This window comes from Roseomonas gilardii subsp. gilardii (assembly GCF_023078375.1).
Classification (GTDB): domain Bacteria; phylum Pseudomonadota; class Alphaproteobacteria; order Acetobacterales; family Acetobacteraceae; genus Roseomonas; species Roseomonas gilardii.
In genome coordinates, this window is record NZ_CP095554.1 from 2,498,911 (window position 1) to 2,515,912 (window position 17,002).

13 protein-coding genes and 1 tRNA gene are annotated in these 17,002 nt (G+C 70.3%); 5 read left to right on the forward strand and 9 right to left on the reverse strand.

All coding sequences use genetic code 11. The features are described from left to right. The first annotated feature begins 81 nt into the window (after positions 1–81). Positions 82–480: a methylglyoxal synthase gene (locus MVG78_RS11345; protein ID WP_247551550.1), complete on the forward strand. Its 399-nt coding sequence runs from the start codon at positions 82–84 to the stop codon at positions 478–480. A gap of 5 nt (positions 481–485) precedes the next feature. Here the strand turns inward: MVG78_RS11345 and MVG78_RS11350 are convergent, their stop codons facing one another. Further along, positions 486–1,394 carry a LysR family transcriptional regulator gene (locus MVG78_RS11350; protein WP_247551552.1) on the reverse strand — a complete coding sequence of 303 codons (909 nt, stop codon included), beginning with the start codon at positions 1,392–1,394 and terminating at the stop codon, positions 486–488. A gap of 83 nt (positions 1,395–1,477) precedes the next feature. Between MVG78_RS11350 and MVG78_RS11355 the strand changes: the two genes are divergently transcribed. Next, the gene (locus tag MVG78_RS11355) at positions 1,478–2,233 is read left to right on the forward strand and encodes a sulfite exporter TauE/SafE family protein (RefSeq protein WP_247551554.1); all 756 of its coding nucleotides are present in this window, start codon (positions 1,478–1,480) and stop codon (positions 2,231–2,233) included. Between the two features lie 23 nt (positions 2,234–2,256). On the opposite strand, the gene parE is transcribed toward MVG78_RS11355, so the two are convergent. From parE to MVG78_RS11370, 3 genes are all read right to left on the reverse strand, one after another. Beyond that, complete coding sequence (parE, locus tag MVG78_RS11360) at positions 2,257–4,230, reverse strand: DNA topoisomerase IV subunit B (RefSeq protein ID WP_247551555.1); 1,974 nt, start codon at positions 4,228–4,230, stop codon at positions 2,257–2,259. 212 nt (positions 4,231–4,442) lie between these two features. Next, complete coding sequence (gene dps, locus MVG78_RS11365) at positions 4,443–4,973, reverse strand: DNA starvation/stationary phase protection protein Dps (RefSeq protein WP_247551556.1); 531 nt, start codon at positions 4,971–4,973, stop codon at positions 4,443–4,445. A 90-nt stretch (positions 4,974–5,063) separates the two neighbouring features. Then, a complete protein-coding gene (locus MVG78_RS11370) occupies positions 5,064–6,659 on the reverse strand; it encodes an MFS transporter (RefSeq protein ID WP_247551557.1) in 1,596 nt (531 codons plus the stop codon). A 380-nt stretch (positions 6,660–7,039) separates the two neighbouring features. Here MVG78_RS11370 and MVG78_RS11375 point away from each other — a divergent pair, with 380 nt between their 5' ends. Then, on the forward strand, positions 7,040–8,275 hold the full coding sequence (locus MVG78_RS11375; protein ID WP_247551559.1) for a polyhydroxyalkanoate depolymerase: 1,236 nt from the start codon (positions 7,040–7,042) through the stop codon (positions 8,273–8,275). A gap of 59 nt (positions 8,276–8,334) precedes the next feature. Here the strand turns inward: MVG78_RS11375 and MVG78_RS11380 are convergent, their stop codons facing one another. The 5 genes from MVG78_RS11380 to MVG78_RS11400 all read right to left on the reverse strand — a co-directional run bounded on the left by MVG78_RS11380 (position 8,335) and on the right by MVG78_RS11400 (position 15,074). Beyond that, entirely contained in the window at positions 8,335–9,627 is a 1,293-nt protein-coding gene (locus MVG78_RS11380; protein ID WP_247551561.1) for an NCS2 family permease, read from the reverse strand. A gap of 28 nt (positions 9,628–9,655) precedes the next feature. Then, positions 9,656–12,340, reverse strand: a complete 2,685-nt coding sequence (locus MVG78_RS11385; RefSeq protein ID WP_247551563.1) for an HWE histidine kinase domain-containing protein — start codon at positions 12,338–12,340, stop codon at positions 9,656–9,658. Continuing rightward, the gene (locus MVG78_RS11390) at positions 12,337–12,972 is read right to left on the reverse strand and encodes a biliverdin-producing heme oxygenase (protein ID WP_247551565.1); all 636 of its coding nucleotides are present in this window, start codon (positions 12,970–12,972) and stop codon (positions 12,337–12,339) included. Before MVG78_RS11390 ends, MVG78_RS11385 begins: the two co-directional genes overlap by 4 nt. Positions 12,973–13,156: 184 nt before the next feature. Further along, on the reverse strand, positions 13,157–14,599 hold the full coding sequence (glnA, locus tag MVG78_RS11395; RefSeq protein ID WP_247551567.1) for a type I glutamate--ammonia ligase: 1,443 nt from the start codon (positions 14,597–14,599) through the stop codon (positions 13,157–13,159). 136 nt (positions 14,600–14,735) lie between these two features. Beyond that, positions 14,736–15,074: a P-II family nitrogen regulator gene (locus MVG78_RS11400; protein WP_019462713.1), complete on the reverse strand. Its 339-nt coding sequence runs from the start codon at positions 15,072–15,074 to the stop codon at positions 14,736–14,738. Positions 15,075–15,666: 592 nt separating this feature from the next. Here MVG78_RS11400 and MVG78_RS11405 point away from each other — a divergent pair. Further along, a complete protein-coding gene (locus tag MVG78_RS11405; protein WP_247560410.1) occupies positions 15,667–16,806 on the forward strand; it encodes an aminotransferase in 1,140 nt (379 codons plus the stop codon). A gap of 93 nt (positions 16,807–16,899) precedes the next feature. Continuing rightward, positions 16,900–16,975 (forward strand) — tRNA-His (locus MVG78_RS11410). Positions 16,976–17,002: the final 27 nt, after the last annotated feature.

Genomic DNA, 17,002 nt, shown 5'->3' on the forward strand with positions numbered 1-17,002 from the left:
GTCCGGATGCTGACGTCCGGATGCTGACGTTTGGGGCCGGGCTGCGGCATGATGCGTGGCCCCAATGGGAGTAGCATGGCGATGAGCATCCTCGACCTGGCGCTGGTGGCGCATGACACCAAGAAGGACGCGCTGATCGCCTGGGCGGAGCGGCACCGCTCCCTGTTGTCCGGCCACCGCATCCTGGCCACCGGCACCACGGGCCAGAGGCTGAAGGAGGCCATCCCCGAGCTGAAGGTGGAGCGTGTGCTGAGCGGCCCGATGGGGGGCGACCTCCAGATCGGCGCCCGCATCGCCGAGAAGCGGGTGGATGCGCTGATCTTCCTGATCGACCCCCTCTGGGCGCAGCCGCACGAGCCCGATGTGCGGGCGCTGATGCGGATCGCGGCGGTGCATGACGTGCCCATGGCCACCAATCTCAGCACCGCCGAGGCGCTGGTCGCGACCTGGCCGAAGGTGACGGTGCTGGCCGGCGGCTGACCCGCCTATCCGGCCTTGTCTCCCGGAGCGCTGGCGATCAGGTGCTCCACGAGGCGGCGGGCATGGACCGGCAGGGCCTCCAGCCGCCGGACGCAGAGCACCAGCCGGCGCAGCGCCCAGGGATCGGCCAGGGGCACGACCGCCAGCATCATCTCCCGCTGGCATCGCCGTGCCGCGATCTCCGGCAGCACGGCGATGCCCACCCCGGCCTCCACCATGCGCCCCAGGGCGGTGACGCCACGCAGCCGGACCCGGAAGCGCGGCACCCGCCCCAGGCGGGCCGCCTGCTGCGACAGATGCGCCGACAGGGCGCTGCCGGCGGGCAGACCGACGAAATCCTCCTCCAGCACCTCGGCGAAGCGGAGCGTGGACCGGCCCGCCAGCGCATGGCCGGGCGGCAGCAGCAGCACCAGCCGGTCGAGGCGGAAGGGATGGGTCTCCAGCCCGCCGGTCCCCGCCTCCCCGGACAGGATTCCCGCCTCCGCCTGGCCCTGGGCGATGGCGGCGGCGATCTCCTGGCTGGGGCGCTCCTCCAGGCCGAGGTCGATGCCGGGATTGGCCGCCAGCCAGTCCGCCAGGGCGGCGGGCAGGTGCTCCTCGAGGGCGGCGGTGTTGGACAGCAGGCGCACATGGCCACGCAGCCCGCCCCTCGCATGGTCGCGCAGCCCGCCGCGCAGGCGCTCCATCTCCTCCAGCACCCGGCGCGCGTGATGCAGGAGGGTCTGCCCCGCCGGCGTGGGCCGCACCCCGCGCCGGCCGCGTTCCAGCAGGGCCGTGCCGAGCGCCGCCTCCATGCCCCGGACCCTCGTGCTGGCCGAGGCCAGGGCGAGGTTCACCCGTTCCGCGCCGGCGGTGATGCTGCCCGCCTCGGCGGCCGCGACGAAGAGGCGCAGGTCGGTCAGGTCGAAATGCATGGCATCCTGCCTACGCCCTGGACGAAGCCTGACTCAAGAACTCCCGCATTGTGGGGCGGCCACGCAAGGACCAGCCTGCCGCCATGGACCTTTCCTTCTCCATCCCCCTTCTGGCCGGCGTGATGTCGGTCTTCCTTCTGGCCGGCTTCACCAAGGGCGTGACCGGGCTGGGCCTGCCCACGGTCGGGGTGGGGCTGCTCAGCCTGTTCATGGCGCCGGCCCAGGCCGCCGCGCTGGTGATCCTGCCTTCGCTGCTGACAGATCTGTGGCAGATGACAGGCGCGGCCCTGCCGGGGCTGCTGCGGCGCCTCTGGCCGATGCTCGGCGCGATCGTGCTGGGCTGCTGGGCGGGGCGGGGGCTGCTGACGGGCGATTCCGCCTGGATCGGGCAGGAGGCGCTCGGGCTCGTGCTGGTCGCCTATGCGCTGTTCGGCCTGTCGCCGCTGCGGTTGCCCGCTGTCCCGCCCCGGCGGGAGGCATGGCTCGGCCCTCTGGCCGGCCTCTGCACCGGCCTGCTCACCGCCGCCACCGGCGTCTTCGTTCTGCCGGCTGTCCCCTACCTCCAGGCCCTGTCGCTCGAACGCCCGGCCCTGATGCAGGCGCTTGGCCTGTCCTTCACCACCTCCACCCTGGCGCTGGCGGCGGTGCTGGCCGATGGCGGCGCGCTGGACGGTACGGGGGCGATGGGCTCGGCCCTGGCACTGCTGCCGGCTCTGCTGGGGATGCTGCTGGGCCAGTGGCTGCAACAGCGGCTGCGGCCCGCGGTCTTCCGGCGGATCTTCTTCGGCGGCCTGCTGCTGCTCGGCGCCCACCTCCTCCTGCGCGGCCTGCTCGGCTGAGCAGGCCGCGCAGGAGGGATGCGTCAGGCGTCCACCGCCTCGGCATCCAGCTTCGCGGCATTCTCCTGGATGAAGCGGAAGCGGAGTTCCGGCTTGCGCCCCATCAGCGCCTCCAGCAGCTCCGCCGTCTGGGCGCGTTCCTCGGGCGGCAGGACCACCTTGAGCAGGGTCCGCTTGCGCGGGTCCATGGTGGTCTCCTTCAGCGACATGGGCGGCATCTCGCCCAGGCCCTTGAAGCGGCTGACCTCGACCTTCTGGCTCGGCTTGAAGCTCTTCTTCCGCACCCGCTCCAGATCCGCGTCGTCGCGGGCATAGACGGAGACGGCGCCGGATTGCAGGCGATAGAGCGGCGGCTGTGCCAGGAAGACGCGGCCCTGGCGCACCAGCTCCGGCAGCTCCTTGTAGAAGAAGGTCATCAGCAGCGCGGCGATATGGGCACCGTCCACATCGGCATCCGTCATGATGACGACGCGGCCATAGCGCAGGCGATTCATGTCGAACCGCTCCCCCGCACCACAGCCCAGCGCCTCGATCAGGTCCTTCAGCTCCTGGTTGCCGCGCAGCTTGTCGGCGGAGGCCGAGGCGACGTTCAGGATCTTCCCGCGCAGCGGCAGCACGGCCTGGGTCTGGCGGTCGCGCGCCTGCTTGGCGGAACCGCCGGCCGAATCGCCCTCCACCAGGAACAGCTCGGTTGCCGCCGCGTTCTCCAGCGTGCAGTCGGCCAGCTTGCCGGGCAGGCGCAGCCGGCGCGTCGCCGACTTGCGCGGCGTGTCCTTCTGCTCCCGCCGGCGCTGGCGTTCCTCGGCGCGCTCGATCGCCCAGGCGAGGAGGTTGTCCGCATTGCGCGTGTCGCCGGTCAGCCAGTGGTCGAAATGGTCTCGCAGCCCCGCCTCGACCAGCTTCGCGGCCTCCGGCGAGGTCAGCTTGTCCTTGGTCTGCCCCTGGAACTGCGGGTCGCGGACGAAGACCGAGAGCATGCCCGCCAGCCCGCCGAACAGGTCCTCGGCGGTGACGCTGGCGGCGCGCTTCTCCTTCTTCAGCTCGCCATAGGCGCGCAGGCCCTTCACCAGCGCGTTGCGCAGCCCGGCCTCATGCGTGCCGCCCAGCGGCGTGGGAATGGTGTTGGCATAGGCGTTGAGGAAGCCATCCCCCTGCTCCAGCCAGGTCACGGCCCATTCGGCGCGGCCTTGGCCCTCGGGGAAGGAGACCTCGCCCGACCAGGGCGCCGGGACGACCGTGGCGCGGTTCTCCACGGCGGCGGCCAGGAAGTCGGAAAGGCCGCCCGGGAAATGCAGCGTGGCGGTGGCGGGGGTCTCGTCCTTGACCAGTTCCGGATCGCAGGACCAGCGGATCTCCACGCCCTTGTAGAGATAGGCCTTGGAGCGGCAGAGCCGGTACAGGCGGGCGGGGGAGAAAAGCTGCCTGCCGAAGATCTCCACATCCGGCGTGAAGCGGATCGTGGTGCCCCGCCGGTTGTGCACCGGGCCGGCGTTCTTCAGCTTCGTGACCGGCTTGCCGCGCTCATAGGCCTGGGTGAACAAGGTGCGGTCGCGGGCGACCTCCACCTCCATGCGCTCGCTCAGCGCATTCACCACCGAGGAGCCGACGCCATGCAGGCCGCCGGAGGTGTCGTAGGCCTTGCCCGAGAACTTGCCACCCGAATGCAGGGTGGTGAGGATCACCTCCAGCGCCGAGAGCTTCGGGAATTTCGGATGCGGATCGACCGGGATGCCGCGCCCGTTGTCGCGGACGGTCAGGCGGTTGCCCGCCTCCAGCGTGACCTCGATGCGGTCGGCATGGCCGGCCACCGCCTCGTCCATGGAATTGTCGAGAATCTCCGCCGCGAGGTGGTGCAGCGCGTTCTCGTCGGTGCCGCCGATATACATGCCGGGGCGCCGGCGGACGGGCTCCAGCCCTTCCAGCACCTCGATATCCGCCGCGGAATAGCTCTGGTTTGCGGGCCCCTTCTGAGGGCGGCCGCCGAACAAATCGTTCATGTTGTGTTCCGGTCCCCCGCCGGGAAAATAGGCCGTGCGGACTGGAACCGCAAGTTTCGCGGGCACGGGCCGGGCGGAATTCCGCCTGTTGCGGGAAGGGACGCGAAAAACCCCTCGGCCCCGGCCAGGAGCCGGAGCGAGGGGTTCAGGACGAAGGGGCCGGGCGCCGCCGGGAAGCCAGGCCCCCCGGCGGCGGTCCGGTCAGGCGCCGGTCAGTTGCCGTGGCCGTGGAGATGGGCTTCCAGCATCCACAGGTTCTTGTCGATGGCGCGGGACAGCTCCGTCAGCAGGTCCGCCGTGTCGGCATCGCCCGCATCGTCCGTCTCGTCGATGCCGTCGCGCAGCGCCTTGCCGACCTGGGCATAGCGGTCCGCCAGCTCCTTCACATGGCCGATGCTGTCCAGCAGGTCAGCCGGATAGGGCGGCAGGCGGGTGGAACCGGCGATGTTCTGCGACGTGCCATCAGCCACGCCGCCGAGGAGCACCATGCGCTCGGCGAGCATGTCGGTCTGCTCGTTCAGGGCTTCGTAGAACTTCTCCAGCATCTCGTGCAGGCCGATGAAGTTCGTGCCCTTCAGGTTCCAGTGTGCCTGACGGGTGGCGTTGTAGAGGTCGATGGAGTCCGTCAGCAGCGCCTGGAGCGTGGTGAGCGAGACGTTCTTGGCGTTCTCGCCGACGCTGTTCCGGGTCGGCCAGCGGGTGCCCGAATAACCCGTGTCACCCTTGCCGTGAGCCTTGGCCATGGAATCGACTCCTTAGGTGGTCCGATGAAACCTTATCCGAAACGCCCCGGCGTTCCGCTACCGCGCCAGCGCGTGACGAGGATGAAGGTTTCAGGGCTCCAGGCTGAGGAAGCGCCGCGCCAGGGCGGGCTCGCTGCCGCGGTGCAGCGCGGCGGCGCGGGCCAGGATCGCGGCATCCGCATCGGTCATGCGGCCGGCCTCCCGCAGATGCTCCGTCCACGACTCCATGGTCCAGAGCTCCACGAAGCGCTCCGGATGCGCGACATCCTCATAGAGCCGCCAGTTCACCGCCCCGGCCCGCATCCGCACGCCCCGGACCTCGCGCATGGCAGCCAGGAACTCGGCGCGGTCCACCTCCGGCACGAGGTAGCGGACCGACTCCATGACCGGCAGCGCATCGCGTGCCAGGACGGAGGCCAGGCCGGGATCGGGGTTCTCGGGGGCGGGGTGCAGGATATCCGCGCCGGGCGGCGGCGGGGGCGGCGGGTTCTCCATCGGCAGGCGCTGCAGCGCCCAGGCCCCGATGGCGCCGCCGATGCCGAATCCGGCCAGGGTGGCGGGGATGCCGAAAGCCTCCCCCGCCGCGCCGGACAGCACGGAGCCCAACGCCATCGCCCCGAAGGTGGCCACCTGATACAGCCCCATCGCCCGCGCCCGCACCCAGGACGGCGCGGACAGCTGTGCCGAGGCGCCGAAGGTGCTGGCCGCCGAGATCCAGCAGGCGCCATAGACCAGCATGGCCAGGATGGCCGGCAGCCAGTGCCGCGACAGGCCCAGGACCACCAGCGCCGCGCCCATGGCGGCGGTGCCCAGCACCACCAGGGTGGAGAAGCTGATCCGGCTGCGCAGGGACGGGAGCAGGAAGCCGGCGCCCACCGCGCCCGTGCCCATGGCCGCCAGCATCAGCCCATAGGCTTCCGGCCCCATGCCGAGCTGGCGCCGCACCAGCAGGGGCAGCAGCCCCCAGATCGCCGCCCCGGCGAAGAAGGTGACGAGCGAGCGCAGGATGGTGCCGCGGAGTGCCGGGCTCGCCGCCACGAAGCGGACGCCCGTGCGCATGGCGGACAGGAAATGCTCGTTGGGCAGGCGCCCGGCCGGGGCCTGCCGCCGCCACAGGAACAGCGCCACCACCAGCACCAGCACGCAGGCGGCGTTCAGGGCGAAGGTCGCCTGCGGCCCCGCCATCCCCATCAGCAGCCCGCCCAGGGCCGGGCCCAGGGCGCGGGCGAGGTTGAAGCCGATGCCGTTCAGCACGATGGCCTGGGCCAGGTCGGCGCGCGGCACCAGCTCCGGCGTCACGGCGGAAAAGGCGGGGAAGTTGATCGCCGAGCCGATGCCCAGCGCGAAGGTCAGCGCCAGCAGCCCCCAGGGGCCGATCAGCCCCGCCGCCGCCAGCAGGCAGAGCAGCAGCGCCGCGCCGCACATCCAGAGCTGCGCCCCGATCAGGAAGCGCCGCCGGTCGAGGATATCGGCCAGCGCCCCGGCCGGCATGGCCAGCAGGAAGACCGGCAGCAGGCTCGCCGTCTGCACCAGGGCGACCATGCCGGGGCGGCCGTCCAGGATGGTCATCAGCCAGCCTGCGCCGGTGTTCTGCACCCAGAGGCCCATGTTGCTGAACAGGGTCGCGATCCACAGCAGGCGGAAATTCGGATGGCGCAGGGGCTGGAAGGCGGCGGGCAGAGGCATGGGACTCGGAAACCGGCTTCTTCTTCTGGCTTGGACGGAAGACCGGCTTAGCCCGCCGGGCGGGGTGGCGCGACCCGGGCCGGCAGGGACCACACGGAAAGGTTCACGGGCGGTTCCAAAGGGAAAGCCGTGACGAAGAAGACCCACCCGGGAACGGAACACGGCGCGGCGGACGGGGCTGTCATGACACCTATTGCATGCGGCAAGGGGAAGCGTACCATATTTTGATACACGCCACGCATCCCCCAGTAATGGCGTGCGTTCATTGCGTACACCGTTTGTCCACTTTGGCGGACGACAGTCACGGACAAGAAAAGCAACCGCAGCGTGTTCCGCGGCCGTCCTTGAAGACACGGCAATGCAGGGAGAGTGCCAGAACCATGTTCTATGACGCCTATCAGGCGCAGCAGGATATCCTTGCGCCGTTTCAGGGTTTCGCACGCGGAAGCAGCCGGCTCCTCCGCCAGTTCGACGAGGCGATTCCAGGCGTCTTCCCCTTGCGCCACTGGGCGGCGATGTTCGACATCCTGGGCGGGGCCCGGACGACGCATGAGCATCCGCCCTTCGGCTTCACCTCGGTGCAGGTGGAGGGCGAGACCGTCGCCGTGACCGAGGAAGCGGTGCATGCCACGCCCTTCGGCACCCTGCTGCGCTTCCGCAAGGACACCACGCGGAAGCAGACGCCGGTGCTGCTGGTGGCCCCGATGTCCGGCCACTTCGCCACCCTGCTGCGCGGGACCGTGGCGACGATGCTGCCGGACTACGACGTGCACATCACCGACTGGCACAATGCCCGCGATGTCCCCGCCAGCGCGGGCTCCTTCGGCTTCGACGGCTTCGTGGCGCATATCGCCGCCTTCCTGCGGGCGATGGGGCCGGGCGCGCATGTGGTGGCCGTCTGCCAGCCGGCCGTGCCGGTGCTGGCCGCGGCGGCCCTGATGGCGGAGGAACGCGACCCCGCCCGCCCGCGCAGCCTGACGCTGATGGCGGGGCCGATCGACACGCGCGTCAACCCGACCGGCGTGAACGAGCTCGCGACCTCCCGCCCGATCTCCTGGTTCGAGCAGCACCTGATCTCCACCGTCCCCTGGCGCTTCGCCGGGGCCGGGCGCCACGTCTATCCCGGCGTGCTCCAGCTCACCGCCTTCCTGAACATGAACATGGACCGGCATGTGAAGGCTTATGCCGACCAGTTCCGCCATCTCGTCTCGGGGGAGGAGGAGGCGGCCACGGCGCATCGCCGGTTCTATGACGAGTATCTGGCGGTGATGGACCTGCCGGCGGAATTCTACCTGGAAACGGTGAGGATCGTGTTCCAGGACCATTCCCTGCCGCTGGGCAAGCTCACCGTCGGCGGCCGCCTGGTCCGGCCGGACCGGATCACGGACATGTCGATCCTGACGGTCGAGGCCGAGCGGGACGACATCTGCTCCGTGGGCCAGACGGCGGCGGCGCTCGACCTCTGCACCGGCCTGCCGGCGGAGCGGAAGCGCAACCACGTCCAGAAGGGCGTCGGCCATTACGGCGTCTTCAACGGGCGCCGCTGGAACACCGAGATCTATCCGATGGTGCGCGAGACCATCGAATCCGCGAACCGGGCGGCGGACGCCGCCTGATCCGGACCACGATCCGGACCACGCCCCGGGGGCGGCGCCATGCCGCCCCCGGGCGCGTTTCAGCCCGCGCCCATCCAGAACTTCACCGCCGACAGTGCGGCGATCAGCCAGACCGCGCCGGATACCTGCCCGCCCTTGCCGGCCAGGAGCTTGGTGATCGCATAGGTGATGAAGCCGATGCCGATGCCGGAGGCGATCGAGAAGGTCAGCGGCATGGACAGCGCGGTGATGATGGCCGGCGCGTAGTCCGTGATGTCCTCCCAGTCCAGGTCGCGCAGCGACTTAGCCATCAGGCAGGCGACGAAGACCAGCGCGGGCGCCGTGGCATAGCCCGGGATGGAGGTCGCCAGCGGCGCCAGGAAGAGCGTCAGCAGGAACAGCACCGCCACGGTCAGGGCGGTGAGGCCGGTGCGGCCCCCGGCCTGGATGCCCGCCGCGCTTTCGATGTAGCTGGTCGTGGTGGAGGTGCCGAGCACGGAACCGATGATGGCACCGCCGCTATCGGCCAGCAGCGCGCGGCCGAGCCGCGGCACGGAGCCGTCCGGCCGCATCAGCCCGGCGCGGTGGGTGGTGCCGATCAGCGTGCCCGCATTGTCCAGCAGGTCCACGATGAAGAAGGTGAAGACGATCCCCGCCACGCCGAGGCCGATGGCGCCGGGGATGTCGAGCTGCAGGAAGGTCGGCGCCAGGGAGGGCGGCAGCGACACGACGCCATGGAAGGTGGTCAGCCCGAAGGGGACGCCGAGCAGGGCCGTGACGAGGATGCCGATGATGATGCCGCCCGGCACATTGCGGGCGACCATCCCGGCGATCAGCAGGAAGCCGAGGCAGGACAGCAGCACCTTCGTGTCCGCCACATGGCCCAGCCCGACCATGGTGGCCGGGTTCGCCACCACCAGCCCCATGCCCTGCAACCCGATGATGCCCAGGAAGAACCCGATCCCGGCGGCGATGCCGAGCTTCAGCGAAAGCGGGATGGTGTTGATGAGCCATTCCCGGATCCGCAGCACCGAGACCGCGAGGAAGATGAGCCCGGACAGGAAGACGGCGCCCAGCGCCACCTGCCAGGGAATGTGCATGCCGCCCACCACGGCGAAGGCGAAATAGGCATTCAGCCCCATGCCCGGCGCCAGGGCGATGGGATAGTTGGCCAGCAGCCCCATCAGCGCCGAGCCGATGGCGGCGGCGAGGCAGGTGGCGACGAAGGAGGCCCCCTGGTCGATGCCGGCGGCGGCCATGATGTTGGGATTGACCACGACGATATAGACCATCGTCAGAAAGGTGGCGAAGCCCGCCATGATCTCCGTGCGCGGCGTGGTGCCGTGCTCGCGCAGCCGGAAAAGCGATTCCACGGTCCCGATTCCCCCTCGGTGTGATCCGTCATGTTTCCACGGCGGCGAAGGCGGGGGAAGCAAGCGCGATGCCGCTGTCCGCTCCGTCAGCCCGGCGCGTCGGCCGGGGGCGGTCGCGCAGCAGGGCGGCGATGCAGAGCTGGAGGTCGTCGGTGCCATAGGGCTTGCCCAGGACCGTGACGCCCCGGAAACGCTCCGGCAGGATGGTGGCGGCGTCGAAGCCGGTGGTGAACAGGAAAGGGATCCCCCGCTCCGCCAGCACATCCGCCACGGGGAAGACGCTTTCCCCGTCCAGGTCCACATCCAGCAGCGCGGCATCGATCCGCGCCGAGACGGCGAGGCGGATCGCCTGGGCCAGCGCGGCGGCGGGGCCGACCACCACGGCGCCGCCATCCTCCAGCGCGCGGCTCACCTGCATGGCCACCAGGGCCGCGTCCTCCACCACCAGGATACGGCGCCCGGCGATGGTGCCCTGGGCGGAGACGGGCGGACGTGACATGGCGGTGGGCGAGGCGGGCGCCGCGCCCACGAGCTGCTTCAGCGGAATGGTCACCGCGCAGCGCAGCCCCGCCGGATCGAAATTCAGCTTCGCCTGGCCGCCGAGCTCATAGGAAAGGCCGCGCTCCACCACCGTCGAGCCGAAGCCGCGGCGGCGCGGCGGCTGCACCGGCGGCCCGCCGCTCTCCACCCATTGCAGGATGATGCGCTCGCCATCCATGCTCCAGGTGACGAGGACCTGCCCCTCCGGCACCGACAGCCCGCCATATTTCGCGGCATTCGTCGCCAGTTCGTGCAGGGCGAGGCTCAGGGCCAGAGCCGCCTTCGGCTTCAGCCGGACTTCCGGGCCGTCGATGGTGACGCGCTGCCCGCCATCGTTGCGATAGGGGCGGAGTTCCTCCTCCGCCAGGGCGCGCAGGTCGGCCCCCTCCCAGCGCGTGCTGGTCAGCAGGCTGTGCGCCACCGCCATGGCGCGGATGCGCCGGTCGAAGTCGTGGACGAAGCCCTCCAGGTTGCCGGCGCCGCTCTTGGTGTGGCGCACCAGGGCCTGGATATTGGCCAGGGTGTTCTTCACCCGGTGGTCCAGCTCCGCCATCAGCAGGTCCTGCTGCGCCCGGGCGCGCCCCCGTTCCTCGGAGGCATCCTCGATCCGGCGCAGCACCACCTCCAGCAGGCTGAGCTGGAGCGCCTGCGCCGCCTCGATCTCCACCGCCCGCCAGGGCCGGGCGCGGCCATGCACCGTCTCCGTCCAGGTGGCGAAGGAGGCACGCGGCGAAAGCTGCCCGGGACCGGCGCCCGGCTCCACAGGCTTGTCCGGGTTGCCGGCCCAGTGGATGGTCCGCACCATCTCCGGCCGGAACCAGAGGATGTAGTCCTGCGGCGCGCGGCTCACCGAGAGGGCGAGGACGCCGCTGGCGACATCGGCGAAGTCCCGGGCGGGGGGATAGGCTTCCGGCAGGCGGTCCAGCGCCACGATCCGGTCCTCGGCGATGCCGCGCAGCCATTCCACCAGACCGCTGACCTGCTCCTGCGTCGGGGTCCGGCCCGCCGTGACGTATCGCCCGGAGGCCAGCACCGCCACGCCGCCCGCGTCGAGATAGTCCAGCAGGTTCGGCCGCTGGCGGATCAGCCCCTCGCCGAGTTCCTCCTCCTGCGCCATGACCTGTTCCAGATGCTCGTGCACCCGGCGCATGCGGAGGGCGTCCTCGTGGTCCTCGCGCTGCTCCAGCGTTTCGAGCTGCAGCGAGAACATCTGGGCGAAGAGCTCGCAGGCCGCGCGCATGGCGACAGGCAGGTGCCAGGCGGTCCGGTGGTGGCAGGCGATCAGCCCCCAGAGCCGGCCACCCTGCTGGATGGAGAGGGACATGGAGGCCTGCACCCCCATGTTCCGCAGGTATCGCAGATGGATCGGCGAGACCGCGCGCAGCGAGCAGTCGGACATGTCCAGCGGCTCGCCCGTCCTGGGGCTGAGCGCGGGCATGAGCGGCTCCGGAATATAGTTCGCGTCCGGGATCAGCCGCATCCAGTTGCGCAGGTAGAGAGCCCTGGCCTGCCGCGGGATGTCCGAGGCCGGGAAATGCAGGCCGAGATAGGAGCCGATCCCCTCCGCCTTCGCTTCCGCCAGGACGCGGCCGGTGTCGTCGGGCTCGAACCGATAGACCATGACGCGGTCGAAGCCGGTCATGTCGCGGATCGTCGCGGCCGCCGCCTCGCAATACTGGCTGGGGGTCGTGGCGCCCTGGAGGCTGCCGATCATGCTCTGCACCAGAGCGAGCGTGTCGTCCTGCCGCACCGGGCCAGGCACGCCCCGGGGCTCGATCTCCACGATGATGCCGGCGGCGCTGTCGCGGCCCTGCAGGTCGAAGAAGCGGCCCGGCCGCAGCTCCACCGAGCTCAGCAGGCGGGAGCCCGCCTGGGGGCGGGGGCCGGCGGAATCCGATGAGGCCGGGGCGCGGAGGAGCCGGATGACATCCGGTGGCAGAAGCAGCTTCGCCTCCGCTCCCAGCGCCTCGTCCAGCGGAACGCCCAGGAGGTGCTGCATGTCCCCGGCGGCCTGCAGGATGCGCAGCGTGCCCGGGTCCAGCACCAGCAGCAGCCCATGGGGCTGGATGGAGGCCGGGATATGGATCGGCTCGCGGTCGCAGTTGGTCGGGTCCGGGCGGCCGGGCAGGGCGCGGAGGTCGGGCAGGGGCAGGAAGGGCGGGGTCGTGGTCACGCCGTCGCCCCGGCCGGCATGGCCAGCCCGGATTCCGCCGCGGCTTCGGGGCGGGACAGGCTGGAGGAAAGCCAGGATTCCAGGCGGTGGAAGGTATCGGCCGCCGCGCCGCAGGCTGCCCCGGCATCGGCGCAGTGAAGTTCCAGCGCCTGCCGGAAGCGGCGCCAGCTCTCGCCGGCCGGCCGGCCCAGGCTGGCATGGAAGGAGGCACCGCGCTCCGGTCCCAGGCCCAGCGCGGCCTCCGCGCGGCGCAGGATCACCTGCCCGCCAAGGGCGGAGCCTTCCAGCACATAGAGCGCGCCGAAGGCGGCGTCCCGGGTGGCGGGAAGAGGCGGGGGAGGGGCGAAGGGCAGCGCGGCCAGGTCCCGTGGCATCAGGCCCAGGGCCAGGAGGTCGTTCCGCAAAAGGGGCGTGCGCCAGCGTGCCGTGTCAGGCGGAAGGCCAGCGGCCTGCCAGTCGAAGCGGTCCAGCATCGCCTCCAGCGGTGCCACGATGCCCAGCATGGCCGACAGGAGGCGGGCATAGGCCGCGGGCGAGGCCAGGTGGCGGTCCAGGTCGATCCCGGTGTCGAGACGGGCGTGCAGGGCGGAGGTGGCGTCGCGCAACGCCGTCAGGACGTGGGGTGAGGTCAAGCAGCCGTTTCCGGAGTCACGATGCTTCCTTCACCGCGGCGTTGCACAGGAGACTGAAAATAGAGGCCCGTGGCCGCCATGCAAGGAGCGGCCGGGTTCCGCACCCGACAAGAAGGGGAGAGGGAAAAGCACGAAGGGCGCCTCACGGCGCCCTTCGCAGGTCTTCCGGCCCGGAAACGGGGGATCAGGCGGAGTAGTACATCTCGAACTCGACCGGGTGCGGCACGTGCTCGAAGCGGTAGACCTCGTTCCACTTCAGCTCGATGTAGCTCTCGATCTGCTCCTTGGAGAACACGTCGCCGGCCAGCAGGAACTGGTGGTCGGCCTCCAGGGAGGTCAGCGCCTCGCGCAGGGAGCCGCACACCGTCGGGATGTCCTTCAGCTCCTCCGGCGGCAGGTCGTACAGGTCCTTGTCCATCGGCTCGCCCGGATGGATCTTGTTCTTGATCCCGTCCATCGCCGCCATGGTGAGCGCCGCGAAGGACAGATAGGGGTTCGCGGTCGGGTCGGGGAAGCGGACCTCGACGCGCTTGGCCTTCGGGCTGGTGGTGTAGGGGATGCGGCAGGAGGCGGAACGGTTGCGCGCCGAATAGGCGAGCAGCACGGGCGCCTCGAAGCCCGGGATCAGGCGCTTGTAGGAATTGGTGGAGGGGTTGGTGAAGGCGTTGATCGCCTTGGCGTGCTTGATGATGCCGCCGATGGCGAACAGGCACATCTCCGACAGGTCGGCATAGCCGTTGCCCGCGAACATGGGCTTCCCGTCCTTCCAGATGGACAGGTGCGTGTGCATGCCCGAGCCGTTGTCGCCATAGATCGGCTTCGGCATGAAGGTCGCGGTCTTGCCGTAGCTGTGGGCGACGTTGTGGACGCAGTACTTGTAGATCTGCATCTGGTCGGCCATCGTCACCAGCTTGCCGAACCGGGTGCCCAGCTCGTGCTGCGACTGCGCCACCTCGTGGTGGTGCTTCTCGCCCGGCAGGCCCATCTCGATCATGGTCGAGAGCATCTCGGCGCGCAGGTCCATCTCGCTATCGACCGGCGGGACGGGGAAGTAGCCGCCCTTCACCAGCGGGCGGTGGCCCATATTGCCCTCGGGGTAGTCCTTCATGTTGGCCCCGGGGCCCTCGATGCTCTCCAGCCGGTAATGGCCGAAATTGCCGCCGGTGCCGAACTTCACGTCGTCGAACACGAAGAACTCGGCCTCGGCGCCGACCAGCACCGTGTCGCCCACGCCGGAGGACGCCACATAGGCCTCGGCCTTCTTGGCGGTGCCGCGCGGGTCACGGGCATAGGCCTGGCCGGTCGAGGGCTCGATGATGTCGCAGAACAGGATCAGCTGCGGCTTGGCCGAGAAGGGGTCCATGCACGCATTGGCCGTGTCCGGCATCAGGATCATGTCGGACTCGTTGATCGCCTTCCAGCCGGCGATCGAGGAGCCGTCGAACATGATGCCGTCCGTGAAGACCTCTTCCGAGACGGTCGAGACATGCTGGGCCGTGTGCTGCCACTTGCCCTTCGGATCGGTGAAGCGGAAGTCCACGTATTCGACGGAATTCTCCTTGATCATCTCCATGACCTTGGAGACGCCGTCCGGAACCCCCGGGGCTGCTGCGGGCTTCTTCGCCATCGTGTCCTGATCCTGTTCCCTAGAACGTGGCAGTCACTTCGCGGGCCGTCCGGCCCACGTTCCGCCGGCCGCCGGCGCCCGGCGGTTCCTCTCTGGACACCCGCCCCGGCAACCGGTCGCCCGGAATCTCAATCTGTCAGACGGCGTCCTCGCCGCGCTCCCCGGTCCGGATGCGGATCACTTCCTGCACATCGGACACGAAGATCTTGCCGTCGCCGATCCGCCCGGTGCGGGCGGCCGTGGTGATGGCCTCGATGGCGCGTTCCGCCAGGTCGTCGGGGCAGATCACCTCGATCTTCACCTTGGGCAGGAAGTCCACCACGTACTCGGCGCCGCGGTAGAGTTCCGTATGGCCCTTCTGTCGCCCGAAGCCCTTGGCCTCCACGACCGTCAGGCCCTGGAGCCCGATCTCATGGAGGGCGTCCTTCACCTCGTCGAGCTTGAAGGGCTTGATGATGGCCTCGATCTTCTTCATCGGCTCCGCCGTCCCGTTTCCCCGCGCCGCCTGACGGCGCGAGGGCCGTTTCCCCTCGCGATCGCCGGCCTTGTCCTGCCGGCGCTGGCCCGCGACACGGGCGTACCCGGTGTTGCACGGCCCGTGCCGCGCCGGCAATGGCCGTGGCGGGCGGTTTTCACCGCTCGCGCTCCTGGGATGCGCCATCCCAGGCGGCATTCTGCCCATTTTGGCGGCAGATGCCACTCCGGAGATGGTTGCACCGCCTGGGCCGAGGTCCCATGATCCCGGCCGGGCCCGGATACCCCCGCGCGGAAACGCCGGCATGCCGCCGGATGGACCGCCGCTCCGGAGTCGGGCCGCCGCATCCCAGCCCCTCGCGCCAGGGCCCGCCGCCGGGCTTGCCGCCGCGAAGGGCTTCCGAAAGAATCGGGAGCGCCCCGCCGGGGTCCCCATCAGAGACGAAGCCCACCCAGAGATGAAGCCCCCAGGCAGCCCCCAGAACGTCGAATCGCCCCAGGAATCGCCCCAGGAATCGCCCCGGAACGCCCCTTCGGCCGCGCGGCCCCAGAACGCCCTGCTCTCCGCCACCGGCACCACGGTCTTCACCGTCATGTCGGCGCTGGCGGTGCAGCACGGGGCGATCAACCTCGGCCAGGGCTTCCCCGACGAGGAAGGGCCGGCGGATGTGGTGCGGGCCGCGGCGGATGCGCTGCTCGACAACCGCAACCAGTACCCGCCGCTGACCGGCCTGCCGGAACTGCGGGAGGCCGTGGCGGCCGCGAACCGCCGCTTCTACGGGCTGGAGATCGACCCGGCGGCGGAGGTGGTGGTGACCTCCGGCGCCACCGAGGCGATCACCGCCTGCCTGATGGCGCTGCTCGACCCGGGCGACGAGGTGGTGCTGATCGAGCCGCTCTACGACACCTACCTGCCGGTCGTGCGGATGCTGGGCGCGGTGCCCAGGCTGGTGCGCCTCGCCCCGCCGAAATGGGAGCTGCCGCGCGCCGAGCTGGCCGCCGCCTTCGGGCCGAAGACCAAGGCCATCCTGCTCAACAGCCCGATGAACCCCGCCAGCAAGGTCTTCACCGCCGCCGAGCTGGCCTTCATCGCGGAACTGGTGCAGCGCCACGACGCCTATGCCGTCTGCGACGAGGTCTATGAACACCTGACCTTCGACGGCTGGAAGCACATCCCGCTGATGACCCTGCCCGGCATGCGCGGGCGCTGCCTGCGCATCGGCTCGGCCGGCAAGACCTTCAGCCTGACCGGCTGGAAGGTGGGCTACATCACCTGCGACCGCGCCATCGCGCCGAACGTGGCCAAGGCGCACCAGCTCCTGACCTTCACCACCCCGCCGAACCTGCAACGGGCGGTGGCGCTGGGGCTGGGCAAGGAGGATGCGTATTTCGCGGGCCTGTCCTCCGGCCTCCAGGCGAAGCGCGACCACCTCGCGGCGGGGCTGGAGCGGCTGGGCTTCGGCGTGCTGCCCGCCATGGGCTCCTACTTCATCACCGCCGATTTCCGTCCCCTGGGCTTCACCGGCGACGACGTGGCCTTCTGCCGCCACATCACCGAGGCCGCGCGGGTGACGGCGATCCCCGTCAGCGCCTTCTATGCCGGGCCGGACGCGCCGAACCACTACGCCCGCTTCGCCTTCTGCAAGCGGCTGGAGGTGCTGGACGAGGCCCTGGCGCGGCTGGAAGCCTGGAAGGCCGGGCGCGAGGGCAACGGGCAGGCACGGGCGGTCTAGGACGGAGGAAGGGGAGGCGGGGCGCGCCAAACTTCGCGCGCGACCCCCGTTGACGACATCCCGGCCGGGCCTTACACCGCGCCACACCGTGTGGCGGCCTTAGCTCAGTCGGTAGAGCGCCAGGTTGTGGTCTTGGATGTCACGGGTTCGAATCCCGTAGGTCGCCCCACCTTCTCCCTTCCCGGCCCCCTTTCAT